Source organism: Marinobacter mangrovi, from assembly GCF_016798325.1.
GTDB lineage: Bacteria > Pseudomonadota > Gammaproteobacteria > Pseudomonadales > Oleiphilaceae > Marinobacter_A > Marinobacter_A mangrovi.
On record NZ_JAERVO010000001.1, the window covers coordinates 1,147,930 to 1,164,751 of the forward strand.

Genomic DNA, 16,822 nt, shown 5'->3' on the forward strand with positions numbered 1-16,822 from the left:
GCGAGAAAACTACGCCTGGATATCATTTTTGTCAACAATCCGGGAAAGCCGACTCCCGGATTGTTGACAAAGAAAGGACAGGAATCAGTAGATCTTGCGCTGATCCTTGGGTGGCGGGGTGTACTGGTAGACCCAGGTTTCGGTCAGGGGCTGATCGTCCAGCTTCAGGTAGAGGCGCAGATCGATGGGCTCTTCGGAGTCGTCCGGTACCAGGTCGAACATCGCTCGATAGCCGTTAATCTCATGCAGCGGACGCGCAGAGGTGATTTCGATGCGACCCCGGCTGCTCGTGATCACCGGGACGACCTTGGCGTTCTCGCCCAGCATATCCAGCATGCCGCCGGCAAAATCCACCGCAAAACGCCAGGAGAAGTACTCGCGCTTCTGGCCAACAACCCCACCCAGGCCGGTCCGGGTAGCGCGCACGGTGGCCAGCTCATAGGGCTTGACCGGCGCCTGCTCGCCCCAGTTCAGGCGATAGGAAAATAGGTGTTCCTGATTGGGCGCCAGCGGCTTCTCGGGATTCCAGAACGCCACGATGTTGTCGAAGGTCTCGTCCACCGTGGGAATCTCCACCAGCATGATGCTGCCCTTCCCCCAGTCTTCCTTTGGCTCGACCCAGACGCTCGGGCGCTTGTCATAGAACACGCCATCGTCCTGGTAGTGGTCGAAATCCCGATCCCGCTGGAGCAGGCCGAAGCCTCTCGGATTTTTGTCGACAAAGGTGTTGACCCGGATGCCGCGCGGGTTGACCAACGGGCGCCAGATCCACTCGCCCGCACCGCTGTGCATGGCCAGCCCGTCGGAATCGTGGATTTCAGGACGCCAGTCGTAGTCCATGCGCTGGCTGTTTTCGCCCACCTGGTACATGCTCGTCAGCGGGGCGATGCCGACCCGTTCGATGTGCTTGCGTGGATACAGGGCACAGCCGATGTCCATCACCATGTTGCGACCGGGGTACAGGTCGAACACGTAGGCGCCGGTGGTGCTGGGCGAATCCAGCAGCGCGTAGACGGTGAGCTTGGTGCTGTTGGGCTTGGGCTTTTCCAGCCAGAAGGCAGTAAACTTGGGGAATTCCTCATCGTGATCGGTGGCGGTATCGATCGCCAACCCCCGGGCGGACATGCCGTACTGCATGTCTTTGCCGACGGCACGGAAATAGCTCGCGCCCTGGAACGCCGCCAGATCCAGCTTGAAGTTGGTGTGAAACTGGATGCGGAAGCCGGCAAAGCCCAGATCTTCCGGCAGATCGCCCAACGGCTGTTTACCGGAATAGCTGAAATACGAGGGATCGTAGCCCAGCTCTTGCGCCTTGCCGTCTGTCACCTCGTAGATGTGAACCGGTGTCTTGAAGAACAGGCCAAGGTGGAACAGCTGGGCCCGGAAGGCGCTGCCCTCGTCCTGCCAGAGCGATTTTTCCGGCCGGAACTGGATGGCCTGGTAATCGTCCCACGAAATGTTCTTCAACGAGCGGGGCAATTCGCCCTCGTGGGACTCAAACGGCTTGGCGGCCAACTCCCGGGCACGCCCCTTGAGCCACGCGTAGCTGAACGCCTGCGGCTCACCAATGGGCCGCGCGTTGGCCAGAGAGCTGTTCAACAGGGCCGACAGGGGCAAGCCCTGCACTCCGGCGGCGGCGAGCATTTTCATCACTGTACGACGATCCATCCGGGTATTCCCCTCCCTTTTACCGTGGAACGATGCGGGCCGGCGCCGATCAGTCGCCCGCGGCGAGCTTATCGATACGACTGCCCCAGTAGCTGTCAGGGCGGGCGCGCCAGGCCTCGTGGTGCAATGCAGCCAGGGATTCCTGATCCCGGCACAGGTGACTCAATTCACTCCGGGTCAGGCCATCGGGACCTTCCCGCAGGCAACGCTGAACCAGATTGGACAGCACTTCCGCCCGCACGCGGCGGCGGTGACTGCCGGCGAGCGCCTGGTGCATCTGGTTCAGGTGCGGCCGCAGGACCGCTTCCTCGAAGTTCGTCAGCGGTGATTCCTCGGGTTCGGCCTCGCGACTGATCTCGGCGTCGTCAAGCAGCGGACTGGGATTGATCTCCTCGGGAATCAGCAGCAGGCGGCGGCGATGCAACCGTTCACCGATGCTCACGCGGCTCAGGTAAACACAGGTCGGTGCCGCCAAAACCAGCGGGATCGCTACGGGCAAGGACCAGAGGAAAAACAGCGGGTCCAGACTCCAGGCGAACGCCGACCAGGAGGCGCCGACGATCAGGCCCGGCAGTTGGGTCACGATGGCCTGCCGCCAGGTGGTTTCCTCCGTCCGGTTCTGCCCGGCCCAGCTGAGTGAGAAGTTCATGAAGGCCCCGAGCACATAGCGGCTGTGAGCAAGCATGCGAACCGGCGCCAACAATACGGAGATGACGATTTCGATCAGAACGCTGACGAACAGGCGCCCGAAGCCACCAAAGAACCTGGACTTGCGGTGGATCAGCGCATCGAGGATGGCCAGGAACTTGGGAATAAACAGCAGCGCCATGGTGCTCAGCGCCAGTCCCAGCGCCCACTCCGGTCGCCATTCCGGCCACAGGGGAAACAGCCCCTGGTGGCCTTCGGGGAAGTAGTCGATGGGCGACAACGCCATCTGCGCCGCCTCGACCGTGGTCAGGATCAGGAAAGCGAGCCACAGGGGCGACGCACAGTACGCCATGATTCCGTTCATGAACGCCATCCGGTGAGCGAATCGCAGCTTACGACCGAACAGCATGATCCACAGGTGCTGGATATTGCCCTTGGACCAGCGTTCATCCCGGGTCAGCTCATCGGACAGTGTGGGCGGCGATTCCTCGTAACTCTCACCCAACTCCGGCTCCAGCCAGACTTCGTAACCGGCCCGGCCCATATAGGCCGCCTCAACAAAATCGTGGCTGAGAATCGGGCCGCCAAAGATACCAAAGCCCGGCAGCTTCCTGAGGCCACAATGCTCCATGAACGCATCGACCCTCAGAATCGCGTTGTGCCCCCAGAAAGCGGCGTCACCCATCTGGATGGCCGCCAGCCCGGTGGCGAACAGTGGCGAATACACCCGGTTGGCGAACTGCTGCATGCGGGCGAACAGGGACTGCCCGTTGATCAGTGTCGGGTTGGTCTGCAGGATGCCGCATTGCGGCTCGCGCTCCATCAGCTGGACCATGCGCACCAGCGTCTGGCCGCTGACCAGACTGTCCGCATCCAGCACCACCATGTACTTGGAGCGGCGACCCCAGCGGCGCAGGTAATCCGCGACATTGCCGCTCTTGTAGTTCAGGTTCACGGTCCGGCGCCGGTAGAACATCCGGCCTTCGGCACCCAGTTCCTCGGCCATGCGCTGCCAGGTGGCCTGCTCTTCCAGCCAGACGTTCGGATCCCGGCTGTCGGAGAGAATGTAGAATTCAAAATTCTCGATCTGGCCGGCCCGCTCAATGTCCTGATAGACCGCCTTCAAGCCGCTCAGTGTGCGGTGCACGGGCTCATGGTAGATCGGCATGATTACCGCGGTTTTGCCCAGCGGCGTCTGGTCCAGCTCTTCCGCGGAATGGCGGTGCATCAAAGAACGCCGATCCCCGCCGAACAGGCGCAGCACAAAGCCCAGCATCGCCGTCCAGAAACCGACGGCAATCCAGGAATACAGCAGCGCAAACAGAATCAGCAGCCCCAGCTCGACGCCGGTACCGCCGTGGTAAGGCAGGACCCACAGCAGGTAATAACAGGCCACGGTGGTCTGCCCCAGAACAAACAGGATCAGCAGGCTGCGCCGGATAAAGGCGATGCCCCGCCAACGGTAGCGTTTGGAGGCTTTCGCCGGGATGGCGTCTTGGGTGGTTCGCTCCTGGAGCGCTTCAGACATTGGTATGGTATCCGATACTGCCGCGCATCAGCGGCGGGCTTTGCATGGGGATGGCCAGGGGTGGCAGGTCGAAGTATTCGGGAATCATGTCCATGGCCCGGGCCATGACCTCGTGGCTTCCCGCCTCGGCCAATGCCCGGTCCACCAACTGCAGCGCCTTGCGGCAGTTTTCCGACGTAATCTCCACGCCGCAGCCCCGCAGGTAGGCAATCAATCGATCCAGGGCTTGCTGACAGACCGCTCGTTTCATCGCTTGTCCTCCCTGTTGGCCTTATTCCTTCGGCGCCCGCAGATCCGAGCCGACCGGCAACTGGTAGGTCCAGGTCTCGGTGAGCGGCTTGCCCTCGAGGCTCAGGAATCCACGCAGGGTCATATCCGCATCCGGATCAGGCCGCACCAGCATGGACAGCCGCCAGGCGTCGGTGGGTTCGTTGTACTCGACGAAATGCTCGACCACCTTGACGTGGTCGCCGCCGGATACTTGGCTGACCACCGGCGCATCAGGCTTCAGGCCATCAAGCTCGCCGCCCTTGAAATCCACGATCAGTCGATAGGCCCCTTCGACATTGCCGCCACCAATCCGGTTGCCCTCGCCGACAAACGTCTGCGTAGCGTGGGCCGTGGGCTGCTTGGCAATGGACGGGTCGCCAAAGCTGAGGGTGTATTGCAGGGTTCGCTCATCGCCGGCCTTGACCTGGCCATCCGGCTGCCAGAAGGTGACGATGTTGTCGTTCACCTCGGAGCGGGTCGGAATCTCCACCAGGACCACGTGCCCCTTTCCCCAGTCGCCCTTGGTCTCCACCCAGGCACTGGGTCGCTTGTCGTAGCGGGCTTCCAGATCTTCGAACTGATCGAACCGCGTATCCCGCTGCATCAAACCAAAGCCTTTGAGATCTTCCGCCTGGAGGTAGCTCATTCGCAACTTGCGCGGATTCAGCAGCGGGCGCCACAGCCACTCGCCAGTGCCGCCGTCGTGGATCAGGAGGCCATCGGAATCGTGGACCTGTGGCCGCCACTCGCCCACCGGACGTACGGTATTCTTGCCGTAATAGAACATGGAGGTCAGCGGGGCGAGTCCGAGCAGCTCAACCTTGTCCCGGAAAAACAGCCGGGCGGTCACATCGACCTGCGTGCTGGCTCCGGGATGAATATCAAAGCGGTAGGCGCCGGTCAGGCTGGGGCCGTCCAGCAGCGCGTAAACGCGCATGGTGTCGCTGCCTCCGGCGGGCCGTTCGAGCCAGAATTCCACAAAGCTGGGCACCTCTTCACCGGAGGGCAGCCCGGTATTGATGGCGATCCCCCGAGCCGATAACCCGAACCGGTTGTCGCGCCCCAGCCCACGGAAATAACTGGCGCCACCAAAGACCATGAACTGCTCCTGGTCGGTTTCCTTGTGCATCGGGAACGTCAGGCGGAAACCGGCATAGCCCAGATCAGCGGGAACGCGCTTGGCAAACGCGTCGTTCGGATAGGTGAAGTTGGCCTTGTCGAAGTTGATGGGCTCGACGCCCTCGCTGTCCACCTCATGCAGTGTGACGGCGTGAGAATAGTAGCTGCCCGGCGGGAACATGCGCACCTGGAAGCGGGAGCGGCCTTCCCGCCAGAGACTGGCCTCGGGCTTGAAGCGAACCGCCTGGTAATCGCTGTAGCTCAGATCCCGCAGGAACTGGGGGGCCGATGCAGGGGCCTCATAGGGCTTTCCGGCACGTGCTTTCGCCATCTGTTCCACATCTTCAAGCCCGAAGGCACTGGCCACGTTGGCGGCCAGGAGCATCGCTGGGCCGAGCAGGAACATAAGCAATCGGGCTGAAAGCATGGACAATCCATCTCCGTCGTTTCAGAGGTTCAAAGGGGTGTCAGAAGCCGAGACGCCAACTCCATGACCTGTCCGGCGCGTGACGGGCTCCTGGGCAGCTTCTGTCGAGTGACGAAGACCGTCGCCCAGTGGGAGTCCCTGGTCGTTTCCGACGTACCAGAGTTTTTAATGTAACACTGTCAGTAGCTTATGCTTCAAGTGACATCTCTGTAAGACACGTCTCAGAACCGACACGCGCCAGCCCCGATTCATGGTCAGTATATGACCAATTCGAGCGTATCGTCAGAATATGTCGGAATGATGGGCAGACGCATAGACCGCCGGGTAACGGCCCATGGAGGCAGACAGGACAAGAACCGCGCGGCCCAAGCAGCGGTGCAATCCGCTACAGGCCCATGGAAAGCGAGAGAGAAACGTCCGGCATATCAGGCTTGGTGGTCGCCAGACTGGACGCACCGAGCATCCGGCCCACACTCAAACCCGCCTGGAAGCCACGCCCCTGCATGCTGAGCGAGATCTCGGCGGCGCTGGCAGAACCATATCGGTCGGCCTGCTCTGCCGTGTACGGCACCCAGCCCTGCAAGACCGAGAAGCGAAGACCCGAACGCATATACGGCATCAGCGGCGTGTCGAAGCGCGGGCTACTGGCATCCAGGCGCAACCACCCTCCTTCGGCGGCACTCACGCTCTGGCCATTGAACCCGGAGATCATGGAGGCTCCGGCCACCGTCATGTACTCGGAATCCGGCAGATCGTTGGGCGAGAACTGGTAATGCCCGCTGACGCCCCACTGCCAGTCAAAGAAATCGCGCGAGAGGGCTGCGGACAGCGAATATTTGCGAAACGCATCGTCCTCGTTGAAGTCCTCTTCCATGTCGTATTCCTTGCCGACCACTTCCAGGCCGCTGACGGCGGAAACCCGGGTTGTCGCCATCACGTCGTACCACAACTCATGGGAGGTACTGCCTTCCAGCGTGAACAGCGACTTCTGCCTGGAAGAGTCTTCCACCCACTCCCCGTCCTCGTAATAAGACGCGTCCTGCGCCGACAGGCTCATGATGCTGTCAAACTGCACGCCGTATAGAGAGAACAGCGAGCGGCGTCCACTGACGTAGACATTGCGGCCTTCGCCGCTGGCATCGTATTTTCCGTCGTCACCCTGCACGGTACTGCGGTAGGAAAAATTATCCACATCAAAGCTGAGGCGACTCCCGCCCAGCGGAAAGGCATAGTGGAAAGAGAACGCTTCCGCCTCGTTCTCGATACGCTGGGACACCGACTCGTTGAAGTTGAGTCTGAGCGCATGGTTATCGCGAATGAGGTTGTCCGCTTCGAGGCCGATCTGACCGCTGCGCTGGTCCCGGGTAGATGCGGAATTCCCCGCCACCTGAAGGTGTGAGCCCAGCCAATGACGATGGACGTGCTGGAAGCGCACCGTCGGCGCTTTGGAGGCCTTCGATGTCGGCTCTGCGCCTTCCACCGGAGCCACGTTGGCCAGGCCGGAAGGACGACTCCAGCGCCCGAACGTGTACGACGGCAGCGTATCGGTTGCAACCAGCGCCGTGCCGCGCGGCGACGAAAAACGAGCGGCATGGGTCTGGGTCTGGACGGACGCCCGACGCGTCTCACCCATCGCGGCATTGCGAAAGCGCAGCGTCAGGACATGATTCACAATGGGGCGTTCCGGCAGCCAGGCCACCGTGTCCTGCTCACCCTCCTGCTCCAGCACATGGTTGATGCGATTGGCAAGTCCATTGAGGCGATCCGGATCCAGGCACTGGCGTGTCTCCGGCTGCACCAGCGCGTGAACGCGGGTGACGACCCGGCTGGACAACAGCCTCAATCCGGGCAGACGAACGGAATCGATGGGAACACAACGGCCGGACGGCCAGTCGGTTTGCAGTTGGGTTCGATCAGGCTTGGTCGCCGGACGGGACCGGGAGGTCAACCAGCCGCGGCCGTCCTGCTCCGATCCATTGGCAAAAGACGCACCGAGGGCGCTGCCCAGCTCATAGCCGGCACCCGGGTCTGGCTCGGCAAAACGCACCACGGCACCACCCTGGGTGCTGATGATGCAGCCGACAAATGCCAAAAGTGCCCAAAATCTCACAAACAAGCGTCCCCATCAGGCGCACGGAGGCACCCGACTATTTCGGTCAATGGAATTGAAGAAAATCGTTGTACCGAAGACCCCAGACGGCAACACTTGGGATGGTCCTGTTACCCACGATGAACCCATCGCGAAACAACAAGCACGGTATGCGTTGGCAGTACCGACTATAGGCAAGATGCAGGTCACATACCAGCCCTAACTATCAAAAATTTACAAATTTAATTTTTAACGAAAAACAACAAGTTGTATCCAAGTTTGTATGTAGTTTCTGGAGATAGATTAGCGCCTTTCCACGCCTTGTCCGGCCCCGTCGAATCACCCGCAATAGCGGCCGAATACAGCCACAAGAGGCGTATTTTCAATCGCTTGGCCAGAAGGGCTCGAAACCCGTCACAATGTCACGGGCACCATTCTGAAAATCAACCCGAATCCCGCCCCAACTCGGTGCACAACGCCATGACAAAACTTGTCGCATAACCGGACAGAAAAATGTAACCGGACCATCAGGGCGTTTGATGGATCGATAACACACGACAAGTGGCCCCTGCCGGAACTTGCCTGTCACCCGGAAAGCGCCGGATACTGGGGGTTGGCGGGCGATCTTTATCCGGCCGAGGCGCCAGAATTACGTCAAAGTGACGAAGTGGTAAGCGGGCATGTCTCCATTTGTCATATCAACTTGGTTACACTTGGCAAACTTTGTGCAAAACCTGAAATGTTCCGGAGACCTATCCCCGGACGGGCCGTCGCCCGGTCATGGACAGGTTTGAATGAACCGCTAATAAGGACGATTCATATGATCAGGAAGTGCCTATTCCCCGTTGCCGGTTACGGTACCCGCTTTCTCCCGGCCACCAAGGCCATGCCCAAGGAGATTCTACCCATCGTCAACAAGCCGCTGGTGCAGTATGGCGTTGAGGAAGCAGCGGAAGCCGGCATCCATGAATTCGGTTTCGTGACCGGTCGCGGCAAGCGCGCCATCGAGGACCACTTCGACATCAGCTATGAGCTGGAGCACCAGATTGCCGGTTCAGGCAAGGAAAACCTGCTGACGTCCATTCGTGAGCTGATCGACAACAGCTCCTTCTCCTTTACCCGTCAGAACGAAATGAAAGGCCTGGGTCACGCGATCTGGACCGGTCGTAACCTGATGGGCGACAACCCGTTCGCCGTCGTCCTGGCGGACGACTTCTGCGTGGCCGAACCGGGGGATATCAGCGTGCTGGCGCAGATGGCCGAACTCTACAAGCAGTTCCGCTGCTCGATCGTGGCCATCGAGGAAGTTCCGGAAGACGAGACGCACAAATACGGTGTGATTGCGGGCGAGCCAATGAAGGACGGTCTGTATCGCATCACCGACATGGTCGAGAAGCCGGCTCCGGAAGACGCGCCGTCCAACCTAGCGATCATCGGTCGCTACATTCTCACGCCGGATATCTTCGAGATCATCGAGAACACCGAACCGGGCAAGAACGGCGAAGTCCAGATCACCGACGCCCTGCTCCACCAGGCCCAGAAAGGCTGCGTGCTGGCCTATAAATTCCGCGGCCGCCGCTTTGACTGCGGTAGCGTGGATGGCTTCGTTGACGCGACCAACTACGTCTACGAGAACATCTACAAGAACGGCAACGCATAAAGCGAGGATTCAGCCGAGCAGCTGAATCACCATGCGCCGGTTCTCCGCAGTGGTATTGCGGAACCGGCGCAGCATTTCCATCTCTTCTTCGGTCGGTTTGAGCCGTTCGATTTCCCGCTCCAGCTCTTCGAGCACCCGCCCCAGATCCGCATTGGAATCAAACGCCAATCCTGGCAGCTCCAACTGTCCCGCATCCGGTGCATCCTCGAAATCCAGCAGGGCTTCCAGAGGCGTTTCGGTTTTCAGACAGAGGTCCATCAGTTCGTCGATATCGGGAAAGGTCCGGGTTTTCGGGTTTTCGCTTTCCCAGCCGGCGACCCGGCGCTCATCGGCGTCACACAGGCGGGCGATGTCGGCAACCGACAGCTGCCTGGACTCCCGCAGCACCCGCAGGCGTCGATGAAAGGACGTCATATACCGCATCACCGATCTCCCCCTTCTCCCTCATGATCCGGCCAATGCGGTGTGCGTCCCGCGTCGGCGGCCTGTATGCCTTCAATCTGTTCGGCGGTGCCCTGCAGCTCCACCATCCAGTCACGCTCGGCGGCAAAGCCGGTCTCCAGCGGACGCATCCGCGCGTGCTCGATCAGTTGCTTGGTCGCCCGCACGGCCTGCGGCCCCTGACGGAACGACCGGCGCACCCAGTCTGACGCCAACTGACTCACCTGACCGGGCTCGCTGATGGCGTCGACCAGGCCGATGGCCAGTGCCGTTTCGGCGTCTACGGTTTCGCCACACAGCAACAGCCGCTTGGCCCAGACCTCGCCCACCAGACGCGGCAACAGCTGGCTGCCGCCACCGACCGGGACCAGACCATAACGGGCCGGAACCATCGACAGGCGAACCGAGGGCTCCGCAATTCTGAAGTCACAGCATAGCGCACATTCCAGCCCGGCGTCCGCGGCATCGCCGGTCAAAGCGGCCGCCGAAACACCCGGGAAACGACGCAGGGCGTTGAACGCCAGACCAAACTCACGATTCACCCCGGCACCGGCGGCCTTGCTGCCGTCATGGAACAAGGCAAGATCCACGCCGTGCGAGAACGGCTGCTCTGGCTGGCCCTCGATGACGAGCCCCCGCACATCCTGGCGCCTGTCCAGGGCCTGCACATCCCGGTAGAACGCCTCAAGGCTGGCATCGCTCCAAAGCGCGTCAGTCGACTGCGGCAGCCGCATGCGGGCCAAACCGTCAATCAGGGTCAGGTCTGTCAGGAAGGAATCGGACAAGGGCTGCTCCTGCCGGTACGATCAAAGTCACTCGGGCCACCATTACACCTTATGGGTTCGCTTTCACGCAATCGCGGGGCTGACCGAAAACGGTCATAAATCAATCGCTTCAATCGCTCGCCACAAGAGCTTACGAAACCCTTCCAGCACACTATACTCCCTGTATCGCAGGACAAGGAGGCGACCGTCATGACTTATTCCACACTGGACTGGCAGGCCCTCACCACGGTCGAACTGAAAGAGCGTATCAACGCTTCCAGTGTCGCAGTGTTACCGGTCGCGGCCATCGAGCAACACGGTCCCCACCTGCCACTGGCCACGGACCGGATTATCGGCGAAGGTATCCTGCAAGCCGCCGTGAACGGCTTCGATGACGCCGAACTTCTGGTTCTGCCCACCTTGCCGATCGGCCTCAGCCTGGAGCACAGTGACTTCCCGGGCACCCTCTCGCTGCGCCCGGATACGGCCATCGACGTACTGGTGGACATTGGCCAGTCTGTTGCCGCCAGCGGCATTCACAGGCTGGTGATCTTCAACAGCCACGGCGGTAACCGACAGATTATCGATTTAGCGGCCCTGCAACTGCGACAGCGCTTCGGGATGCTGGTGGTCAAGGCCAATTACTTCCGCTACCGCATTCCTGAAACCCTGATCGAGCCGGAAGAGCTCCGCCGCGGGCTCCACGGTGGCGAACTGGAAACCGCCATGATGCTGCATCTGGCTCCGGATCAGGTCCGGCAGGATCTGATTGAGCACTTCCAGTCGCTGGAGGAAACCGGACTCGCCGGCAACCGTCATCTGGCGCCGGAGGGCGACGCCGCTTTCGCCTGGATGGGCCAGGACCTGAACCCGGTCGGTGTCGTAGGACGCGCCAGTCGGGCAACCGCGGATCAGGGGCGTCAGCTGGTGGCCCACTTTGCCGCCGCGCTGGCCGCCACGCTTCGGGAAACCGCCCGTTTCAATCTGCGGTTGCTGCGTTAACCGACAATCCGGCGGCAAACGCCACCGTATAATTATCCAGACCCCCAACATCCAAAGCACGGATCCAACAGACTTATGGCAGGACCATTACTGCAGGCTGCAGAGGCCTGGTGCCTGATTCGGCAACTGGCGCGATCAGACAAGACCGGCCCGTTCCCCGCAGACGCTCCGGAAGGGCCCGTCATCACCACGTTCGACGATGGATCATGGGAGTTACACCGCCAACCGGCCGACGTGGAGGTCGCCGACCTGCTGGGCTCTTTGCTGCCCCTGTGCCACCCGGCAAACCGGTCGCTGGTGTATGCCCAGGTGGGCCAGAGCCTGGATGGGCGCATCGCGACCGTGACCGGCGCCTCCCACTACATCAACGGCTGCGACGGACTGGATCACCTGCACCGTTTGCGCGCCATTGCCGATATTGTGGTGGTGGGCGCCGGTACGGCGGACTCCGATAATCCGCAGCTCACAGTGCGTCGAGTCGATGGTGATAATCCGGACCGTGCCGTGATCGATCCCCGACGGCGAGTGTCTCCCGAACAAGTGGTCTTCGACCAGGCGGCCGCCCCGACGTTTCGTCTTGTGGGCGATGCGCCCTGTCAGGCCGATGAGATTCAGGTGACCGGCGAATCCAGTTCGGTGACGCCGGCAGACATCATTCGCTGCCTGCAAGCCCGCGGCTATCGCCGGATTTTTATTGAAGGCGGCAGTCAGACGGTGTCACGGTTCCTGCACGCCGGGTGCCTGGACCACCTGCACCTGATCGTTGCGCCGATGATCATTGGCAGCGGCATTCCTGCATTACAGCTTCCCGAGATTGATGAACTGGACGGGGCGCTGCGGCCGGAGACGGTGCCGTTCCGCCTCGGCAGCGATTACCTGTTCGACATGCGGTTCAGGCAACCGCCCTTCTGATCGGCCACAACCACACAAGACCGGGCGCGCTTGCCACCAGGAACACCAGGCCGTAGGCGACACTCAGGGCAAGTCCGTCCGCCGGGGAATAGCCCATCAGCCCCCAGAGAATGCCGGCCACGCTTTCGCGGACGCCCCAACCGGCGACGGTGATCGGCAGCACCATCGCCAACAGGAGCGCCAGCGCCCCGGGAATCAGCAACGATACGGGCATGCTCATCCCCAGATCCCGGGCCAGGATCAGGAACACGCCGACGTAGCAGAGGATAATCGGCAGCGAGACACCCAGTTGAACCAGCAGCACACGCGGCCTTAACAGCGCGAAATGCAGCGCCGACAGGAAGGACCGGATGGCAAAGGCCAGGCGCGACCACAGGCACGCGACAAGCAGCCCGATCATCACCGTGGCCAAGACCAGCGACCAACCCGGCAGCTGGAGCCCTTCCATCATGCGGGCAACGACGTCCCCAGGCATCAGCCACCACCAGGCCAGAATCGCCAGGCCGGCCAGCACGACTTGGCCAGCCAACCGTTCGATCAGCACCGCATTCAGGGCCGACAGACTCTGCTGGGTACTGCGACCGTGACGCAGGGCACGATTGGCGTCCCCCAGCACACCCCCGGGCATCACCTGGTTGATGAAGCTGGCGAGGAAGTATTCCCGCACGGCCTCCGACCAGGGCAATGGCAAACCGAGCAAGCGCGCCGTATACCGCCAGCGTCCGGCGGACAGCACCACCTGCAATAGCGCCAGCGCCATAACAGCGATAAGCCCCGATGCCGACAGCCGACCCAGCCGGGACAGCACCTGCGCGCTGTCGAAGGCCAACAGCGCGGCCACAAGCACCGCCAGCGTCCAACCCCAGCGAAGCCAAACCGGCCAGCGGCGCATATCAGGCGTCGCTTCCGACGGTACCGGACCCCGGCGGCAAGGCCAGCAGATCCTGGTGACCGACCCGGATCCGGCTTTCACCGCGCCGAACCCGTTGCAGCCGCTGGTCCAGCCACGCCGATACGGAAGGTGCAGAGTCCGGCAACCATTCCCCGGCGGCCCGCGCCCATCCGGTCAGCAGGTTGTCCTGCAACGCCGCCTGTGAGGCATCCAGTGACCAGACGGACGGCTCGTGAAAGACCGAAAAACCGGCTTCCCGGAACAGCGATGCACAGACCGACCAGGCATCGGGACCCAGCGCCGGTCCGCCGCCCTTGTCCTGCCGTTGGTGGGCGTTGACCGCCTGAATCACCGCGTCGTCCTCCGCCAAGGCTGGCGACAGGCTCACGTCGCCGCTATAGCTCAAGGTGATCAGACAGGCGGCGCCCCGCCTCGCGGCGAGCGAGACACATCGAGAGAGCCATTGTTCGGATACCAGATCCAGCAGGGCGGACGCCGTGATCAGCACCGCGCCTTCCGGAATCAGCGTGTCCAGCGAGCCAACCAGGTCACCCTCAAGCGTCTCCACGCTGGAAACACCGGGCAGATCGCGACAGCGCTCCGCGGCCAGCGCCAGCAGCCCGGCATCGTGATCCACCAGACACCACCGCTGACGGGCCGGCAGTCGCGGCGCGAGATAGCGGACGTTCGATCCACTGCCGCAGCCCAGATCGCACAGACGGAGGTTTGCGGCGTCGCGATCGACCAGCCAATCCGAGAGTCGTGCGGTCAGCGATGCGCTGCGGGCCGAATGGTCGGCCGCTTCACGGATAGAAAGCCATTCGCTGTCAAATACCGTCGAAGGATGCGGCACGACTTACTCCAACGCCCTGGATGGCGGGTCGCCGATCAGGTTCGCCATGGCGCCCTTGAATTGACCTGCAGCATCATCCCAAGACGGCAGCGCACGCCGCTCCGACGCCGCTCCGGCCACCAGTTGCTGGAGACGTCCAGGCATCGTCATCACCTGTCGGAGTGCCACCGCCAACGCATCCACGTCCCCCGGTGTCACCTTGATCGCCGCTTCACTGGATGCCGTGTGAGCCAACGCGCCGCCCGTCGTCGTAATGACCGGCAGGCCATAAGCCATCGCCTCGGTGATGACCATACCGTAGCCCTCGTACCAGGACGGCAAGACAAAGACATCCGCAGAGCGGTAGGCCTGATCGAGCCCCTCATCGTCCAGCTCTCCCACACAATGCACCCGATCACCCAGACCGGCCTCGTCGATCTGGCGACGCAGGCTGGTCACATAATCCGGGTGACGATCCAGGGAACCGGCCAGCGAGCATTGCCAATCCAGATCCACGCACTGCGTGAGGGCCGAGACCAGCAGATCCTGGCCCTTGCGGGGCCCCAACGTGGCCACACACAGGAAACGGAACGGATCTCCCGGCTGCAGCGGGCTGTCCGGTGCCGTTTGCGACGGCAGTGCGACCCCCGGAATGACCACCTCGATTCGCGATGGCGGCACGTCGTAGACGTTGAGACGCTCGGCGGTAAACGGGCTCGTTACGATGACGCGCTCGATCGCCTGGAGCGCCGCCTTCTCAGTAGCAAAGTAATGCGCCTGCCCCGCCTCATCCAGCCCGGTTTCATCCGCCAGTGGATGATGCACCAGGGCCATGACAGCCAGGCGCTCCAGATGGCGGTTCGCCAGCGGCGGTAGGCCGCACAGGGCAAGTCCGTCGATGACAACGCGGGTGCCATCCGGCAGGGCATCCAGCGCGCTGTCCATGGCATCGCACGCCCGGGCATCTCCATCCGGGAACGTGCCCTCCAAACCCTGCAGGTGGACGCGGTCACCCCGGCGCCGCAATCCGTCAACAATGCGGCGCACGTAGCCGTAGCCTCCGGTACGCTGACCGGGATCACCGGCGACCAGAAAGACAATGGCCATGGAATCAGAGGTCCTGTTCATAGCTGGCCCAGGCCACATGGGATTCGCCCAGCGTCACCTTGAGTCGTTTCAGCCCCTGGGCTTCGGCCCCCAGCGCACCGGATCGAATGCGCGCCGCCAGACGTTGGTGGACCACTCGGGCCATGAATTCTGTGGTGGTGTTGTGTCCGCTGAATTCCTCGTGGTCGTCCAGGTTACCCAGATTGAATTCGGCAACGACCTCGCGCAGTTGCTCGCCGGCCAACCCGATGTCCACCACCAGGTCGTCCGCATCCAGTTCGTCGCGATAGAAGGTGACGTCCACAACATACGTCGCCCCGTGCAGGGCCTGGGCCGGCCCGAAACGTGGCGATCGGAAACTGTGCGCGATCATCATGTGATCACGAACGGTCAGGCTGAACATAGGCAGGTTCCTTTCATCCATTCATCCATCAATAGATCACCCGGTGGCACAGCACGCCGCTGTCCGGTGCCGTCACGGACGCCATGGCTGACGGCAGGTCCGTTAGACGGCACTCCGAATGAATCAACGCATCGAGTTCCGGCGCCTGCAGAAGTCTCAGCGCCAGCGCCATGCGTTCCCGGTAACTCCAGCGAGCGCTTTGCGCCGGCGCTATTCTGCCAACCTGGCTGGCGATCAGCGAGAGCCGCCGCGAATGGAAGGCGCCGCCCAAGCTCAGCGGCACCGGCCGATCACCGTACCAGCTCATTTCCACAATACGCGCTTCGACGCCGGCCAGATCGAGCGCAGTTTCAAGACCCTCGGGATGGCCGCTGGCGTGGATCACCAGGTCATAATCATCACGCCCATCGCTCTCGGCGCGCCAGCTTACACCCAGTTGTTCCAGGATTGGTGCCTTATCCGGATCCGGGTCGATGGCCAATACGCGGGTCCCCGGGATGCGCTGGGCCATCCACGCCACCAGGCAACCGACAACGCCGCACCCAATGACCGCCACCCGGTCGCCGACTCGCGGCGTCGCATCCCAAAGTGCATTGACGGCCGTTTCCATGTTGGCGGCAAGGACGGCTCGCTCCGGCGGCAGCGCGTCCGGCAGTGGCACCACCGCGGATTCGGGAACGCGGAAACAGGTCTGGTGAGGAAACAGCGAAAAAACCACACGGTTCTTCAGGGAAGACGGGCCTTCCAGCACACGTCCGACGTTGGCGTAGCCGTATTTGACCGGAAAAGGAAAGTCCCCTTCCTGGAACGGGCAGCGCATTCGCGCGTGTTCGGACTCAGGCACCCGGCCGTGGAAAACCAGGCTTTCCGTTCCCCGGCTGATGCCGCTGTAGAGCGTCTCGACAATCACGTCACCGTTTTCGGCCAACTGCTGACGGGAGACCTGCACCGGCCGCAATTCACCCCGCCGGTATCCGGTGACCCAGAATGCCCTGCCCTGGTAATCCGGTCGTGCCCCTGTTTCTGCCATAGGATGTATCCTTAACGTCAATCCACCCCG

General features: G+C 62.1%; 15 protein-coding genes. 3 read left to right on the top strand and 12 right to left on the bottom strand.

What is annotated here, in order from left to right; all coding sequences use genetic code 11:
- Window positions 1–84 precede the first annotated feature (84 nt).
- The 5 genes from JL474_RS05045 to JL474_RS05065 all read right to left on the bottom strand — a co-directional run bounded on the left by JL474_RS05045 (window position 85) and on the right by JL474_RS05065 (window position 7,770).
- Window positions 85–1,668, bottom strand: a complete 1,584-nt coding sequence (locus JL474_RS05045) for a glucan biosynthesis protein (RefSeq protein ID WP_203141149.1) — start codon at window positions 1,666–1,668, stop codon at window positions 85–87.
- A gap of 49 nt (window positions 1,669–1,717) precedes the next feature.
- Complete coding sequence (gene mdoH, locus JL474_RS05050) at window positions 1,718–3,844, bottom strand: glucans biosynthesis glucosyltransferase MdoH (RefSeq protein WP_203141150.1); 2,127 nt, start codon at window positions 3,842–3,844, stop codon at window positions 1,718–1,720.
- Window positions 3,837–4,094: a hypothetical protein gene (locus tag JL474_RS05055; protein WP_123634919.1), complete on the bottom strand. Its 258-nt coding sequence runs from the start codon at window positions 4,092–4,094 to the stop codon at window positions 3,837–3,839. The genes mdoH and JL474_RS05055 overlap by 8 nt, the downstream gene beginning before the upstream one ends.
- A gap of 21 nt (window positions 4,095–4,115) precedes the next feature.
- Complete coding sequence (locus JL474_RS05060; protein ID WP_203141151.1) at window positions 4,116–5,660, bottom strand: glucan biosynthesis protein G; 1,545 nt, start codon at window positions 5,658–5,660, stop codon at window positions 4,116–4,118.
- Between the two features lie 385 nt (window positions 5,661–6,045).
- Entirely contained in the window at window positions 6,046–7,770 is a 1,725-nt protein-coding gene (locus tag JL474_RS05065; protein ID WP_203141152.1) for a ShlB/FhaC/HecB family hemolysin secretion/activation protein, read from the bottom strand.
- 799 nt (window positions 7,771–8,569) lie between these two features.
- On the opposite strand from JL474_RS05065, the gene galU reads away from it, so the two are divergent.
- Complete coding sequence (galU, locus tag JL474_RS05070) at window positions 8,570–9,409, top strand: UTP--glucose-1-phosphate uridylyltransferase GalU (RefSeq protein ID WP_123634916.1); 840 nt, start codon at window positions 8,570–8,572, stop codon at window positions 9,407–9,409.
- Between the two features lie 9 nt (window positions 9,410–9,418).
- Here the strand turns inward: galU and JL474_RS05075 are convergent, their stop codons facing one another.
- The gene (locus JL474_RS05075; RefSeq protein WP_123634915.1) at window positions 9,419–9,832 is read right to left on the bottom strand and encodes a helix-turn-helix domain-containing protein; all 414 of its coding nucleotides are present in this window, start codon (window positions 9,830–9,832) and stop codon (window positions 9,419–9,421) included.
- Entirely contained in the window at window positions 9,832–10,635 is an 804-nt protein-coding gene (locus JL474_RS05080) for an enoyl-CoA hydratase-related protein (protein ID WP_203141153.1), read from the bottom strand. The genes JL474_RS05075 and JL474_RS05080 overlap by 1 nt, the downstream gene beginning before the upstream one ends.
- Before the next feature lie 189 nt (window positions 10,636–10,824).
- Here JL474_RS05080 and JL474_RS05085 point away from each other — a divergent pair, with 189 nt between their 5' ends.
- Both JL474_RS05085 and JL474_RS05090 read left to right on the top strand, forming a co-directional pair.
- Window positions 10,825–11,616, top strand: a complete 792-nt coding sequence (locus JL474_RS05085) for a creatininase family protein (protein WP_203141154.1) — start codon at window positions 10,825–10,827, stop codon at window positions 11,614–11,616.
- A 75-nt stretch (window positions 11,617–11,691) separates the two neighbouring features.
- On the top strand, window positions 11,692–12,528 hold the full coding sequence (locus JL474_RS05090; RefSeq protein ID WP_203141155.1) for a RibD family protein: 837 nt from the start codon (window positions 11,692–11,694) through the stop codon (window positions 12,526–12,528).
- Here JL474_RS05090 and JL474_RS05095 read toward each other — a convergent pair.
- The 5 genes from JL474_RS05095 to JL474_RS05115 are packed head-to-tail and all read right to left on the bottom strand — an operon-like array spanning window position 12,509 to window position 16,792.
- Window positions 12,509–13,420: a lysylphosphatidylglycerol synthase transmembrane domain-containing protein gene (locus JL474_RS05095; RefSeq protein WP_203141156.1), complete on the bottom strand. Its 912-nt coding sequence runs from the start codon at window positions 13,418–13,420 to the stop codon at window positions 12,509–12,511. The two genes, JL474_RS05090 and JL474_RS05095, sit on opposite strands and share 20 nt — an antisense overlap.
- Window position 13,421: 1 nt before the next feature.
- Window positions 13,422–14,273: a class I SAM-dependent methyltransferase gene (locus JL474_RS05100; protein ID WP_203141157.1), complete on the bottom strand. Its 852-nt coding sequence runs from the start codon at window positions 14,271–14,273 to the stop codon at window positions 13,422–13,424.
- Between the two features lie 3 nt (window positions 14,274–14,276).
- Complete coding sequence (locus JL474_RS05105) at window positions 14,277–15,359, bottom strand: glycosyltransferase family 4 protein (protein ID WP_203141158.1); 1,083 nt, start codon at window positions 15,357–15,359, stop codon at window positions 14,277–14,279.
- Between the two features lie 4 nt (window positions 15,360–15,363).
- Window positions 15,364–15,762: a 6-pyruvoyl trahydropterin synthase family protein gene (locus tag JL474_RS05110; protein WP_203141159.1), complete on the bottom strand. Its 399-nt coding sequence runs from the start codon at window positions 15,760–15,762 to the stop codon at window positions 15,364–15,366.
- A gap of 28 nt (window positions 15,763–15,790) precedes the next feature.
- Entirely contained in the window at window positions 15,791–16,792 is a 1,002-nt protein-coding gene (locus tag JL474_RS05115) for a zinc-dependent alcohol dehydrogenase (protein WP_203141160.1), read from the bottom strand.
- Between the last annotated feature and the right edge of the window lie 30 nt (window positions 16,793–16,822).

Bases quoted from the DNA above. Each gene is read 5' to 3' on its own strand.
- JL474_RS05045 (WP_203141149.1), bottom strand. From the start codon at position 1,668: ATGGATCGTCGTACAGTGATGAAAATGCTCGCCGCCGCCGGAGTGCAG.
- mdoH (WP_203141150.1), bottom strand. From the start codon at position 3,844: ATGTCTGAAGCGCTCCAGGAGCGAACCACCCAAGACGCCATCCCGGCG.
- JL474_RS05055 (WP_123634919.1), bottom strand. From the start codon at position 4,094: ATGAAACGAGCGGTCTGTCAGCAAGCCCTGGATCGATTGATTGCCTAC.
- JL474_RS05060 (WP_203141151.1), bottom strand. From the start codon at position 5,660: ATGCTTTCAGCCCGATTGCTTATGTTCCTGCTCGGCCCAGCGATGCTC.
- galU (WP_123634916.1), top strand. From the start codon at position 8,570: ATGATCAGGAAGTGCCTATTCCCCGTTGCCGGTTACGGTACCCGCTTT.
- JL474_RS05075 (WP_123634915.1), bottom strand. From the start codon at position 9,832: ATGCGGTATATGACGTCCTTTCATCGACGCCTGCGGGTGCTGCGGGAG.
- JL474_RS05085 (WP_203141154.1), top strand. From the start codon at position 10,825: ATGACTTATTCCACACTGGACTGGCAGGCCCTCACCACGGTCGAACTG.
- JL474_RS05090 (WP_203141155.1), top strand. From the start codon at position 11,692: ATGGCAGGACCATTACTGCAGGCTGCAGAGGCCTGGTGCCTGATTCGG.
- JL474_RS05095 (WP_203141156.1), bottom strand. From the start codon at position 13,420: ATGCGCCGCTGGCCGGTTTGGCTTCGCTGGGGTTGGACGCTGGCGGTG.
- JL474_RS05105 (WP_203141158.1), bottom strand. From the start codon at position 15,359: ATGGCCATTGTCTTTCTGGTCGCCGGTGATCCCGGTCAGCGTACCGGA.
- JL474_RS05110 (WP_203141159.1), bottom strand. From the start codon at position 15,762: ATGTTCAGCCTGACCGTTCGTGATCACATGATGATCGCGCACAGTTTC.
- JL474_RS05115 (WP_203141160.1), bottom strand. From the start codon at position 16,792: ATGGCAGAAACAGGGGCACGACCGGATTACCAGGGCAGGGCATTCTGG.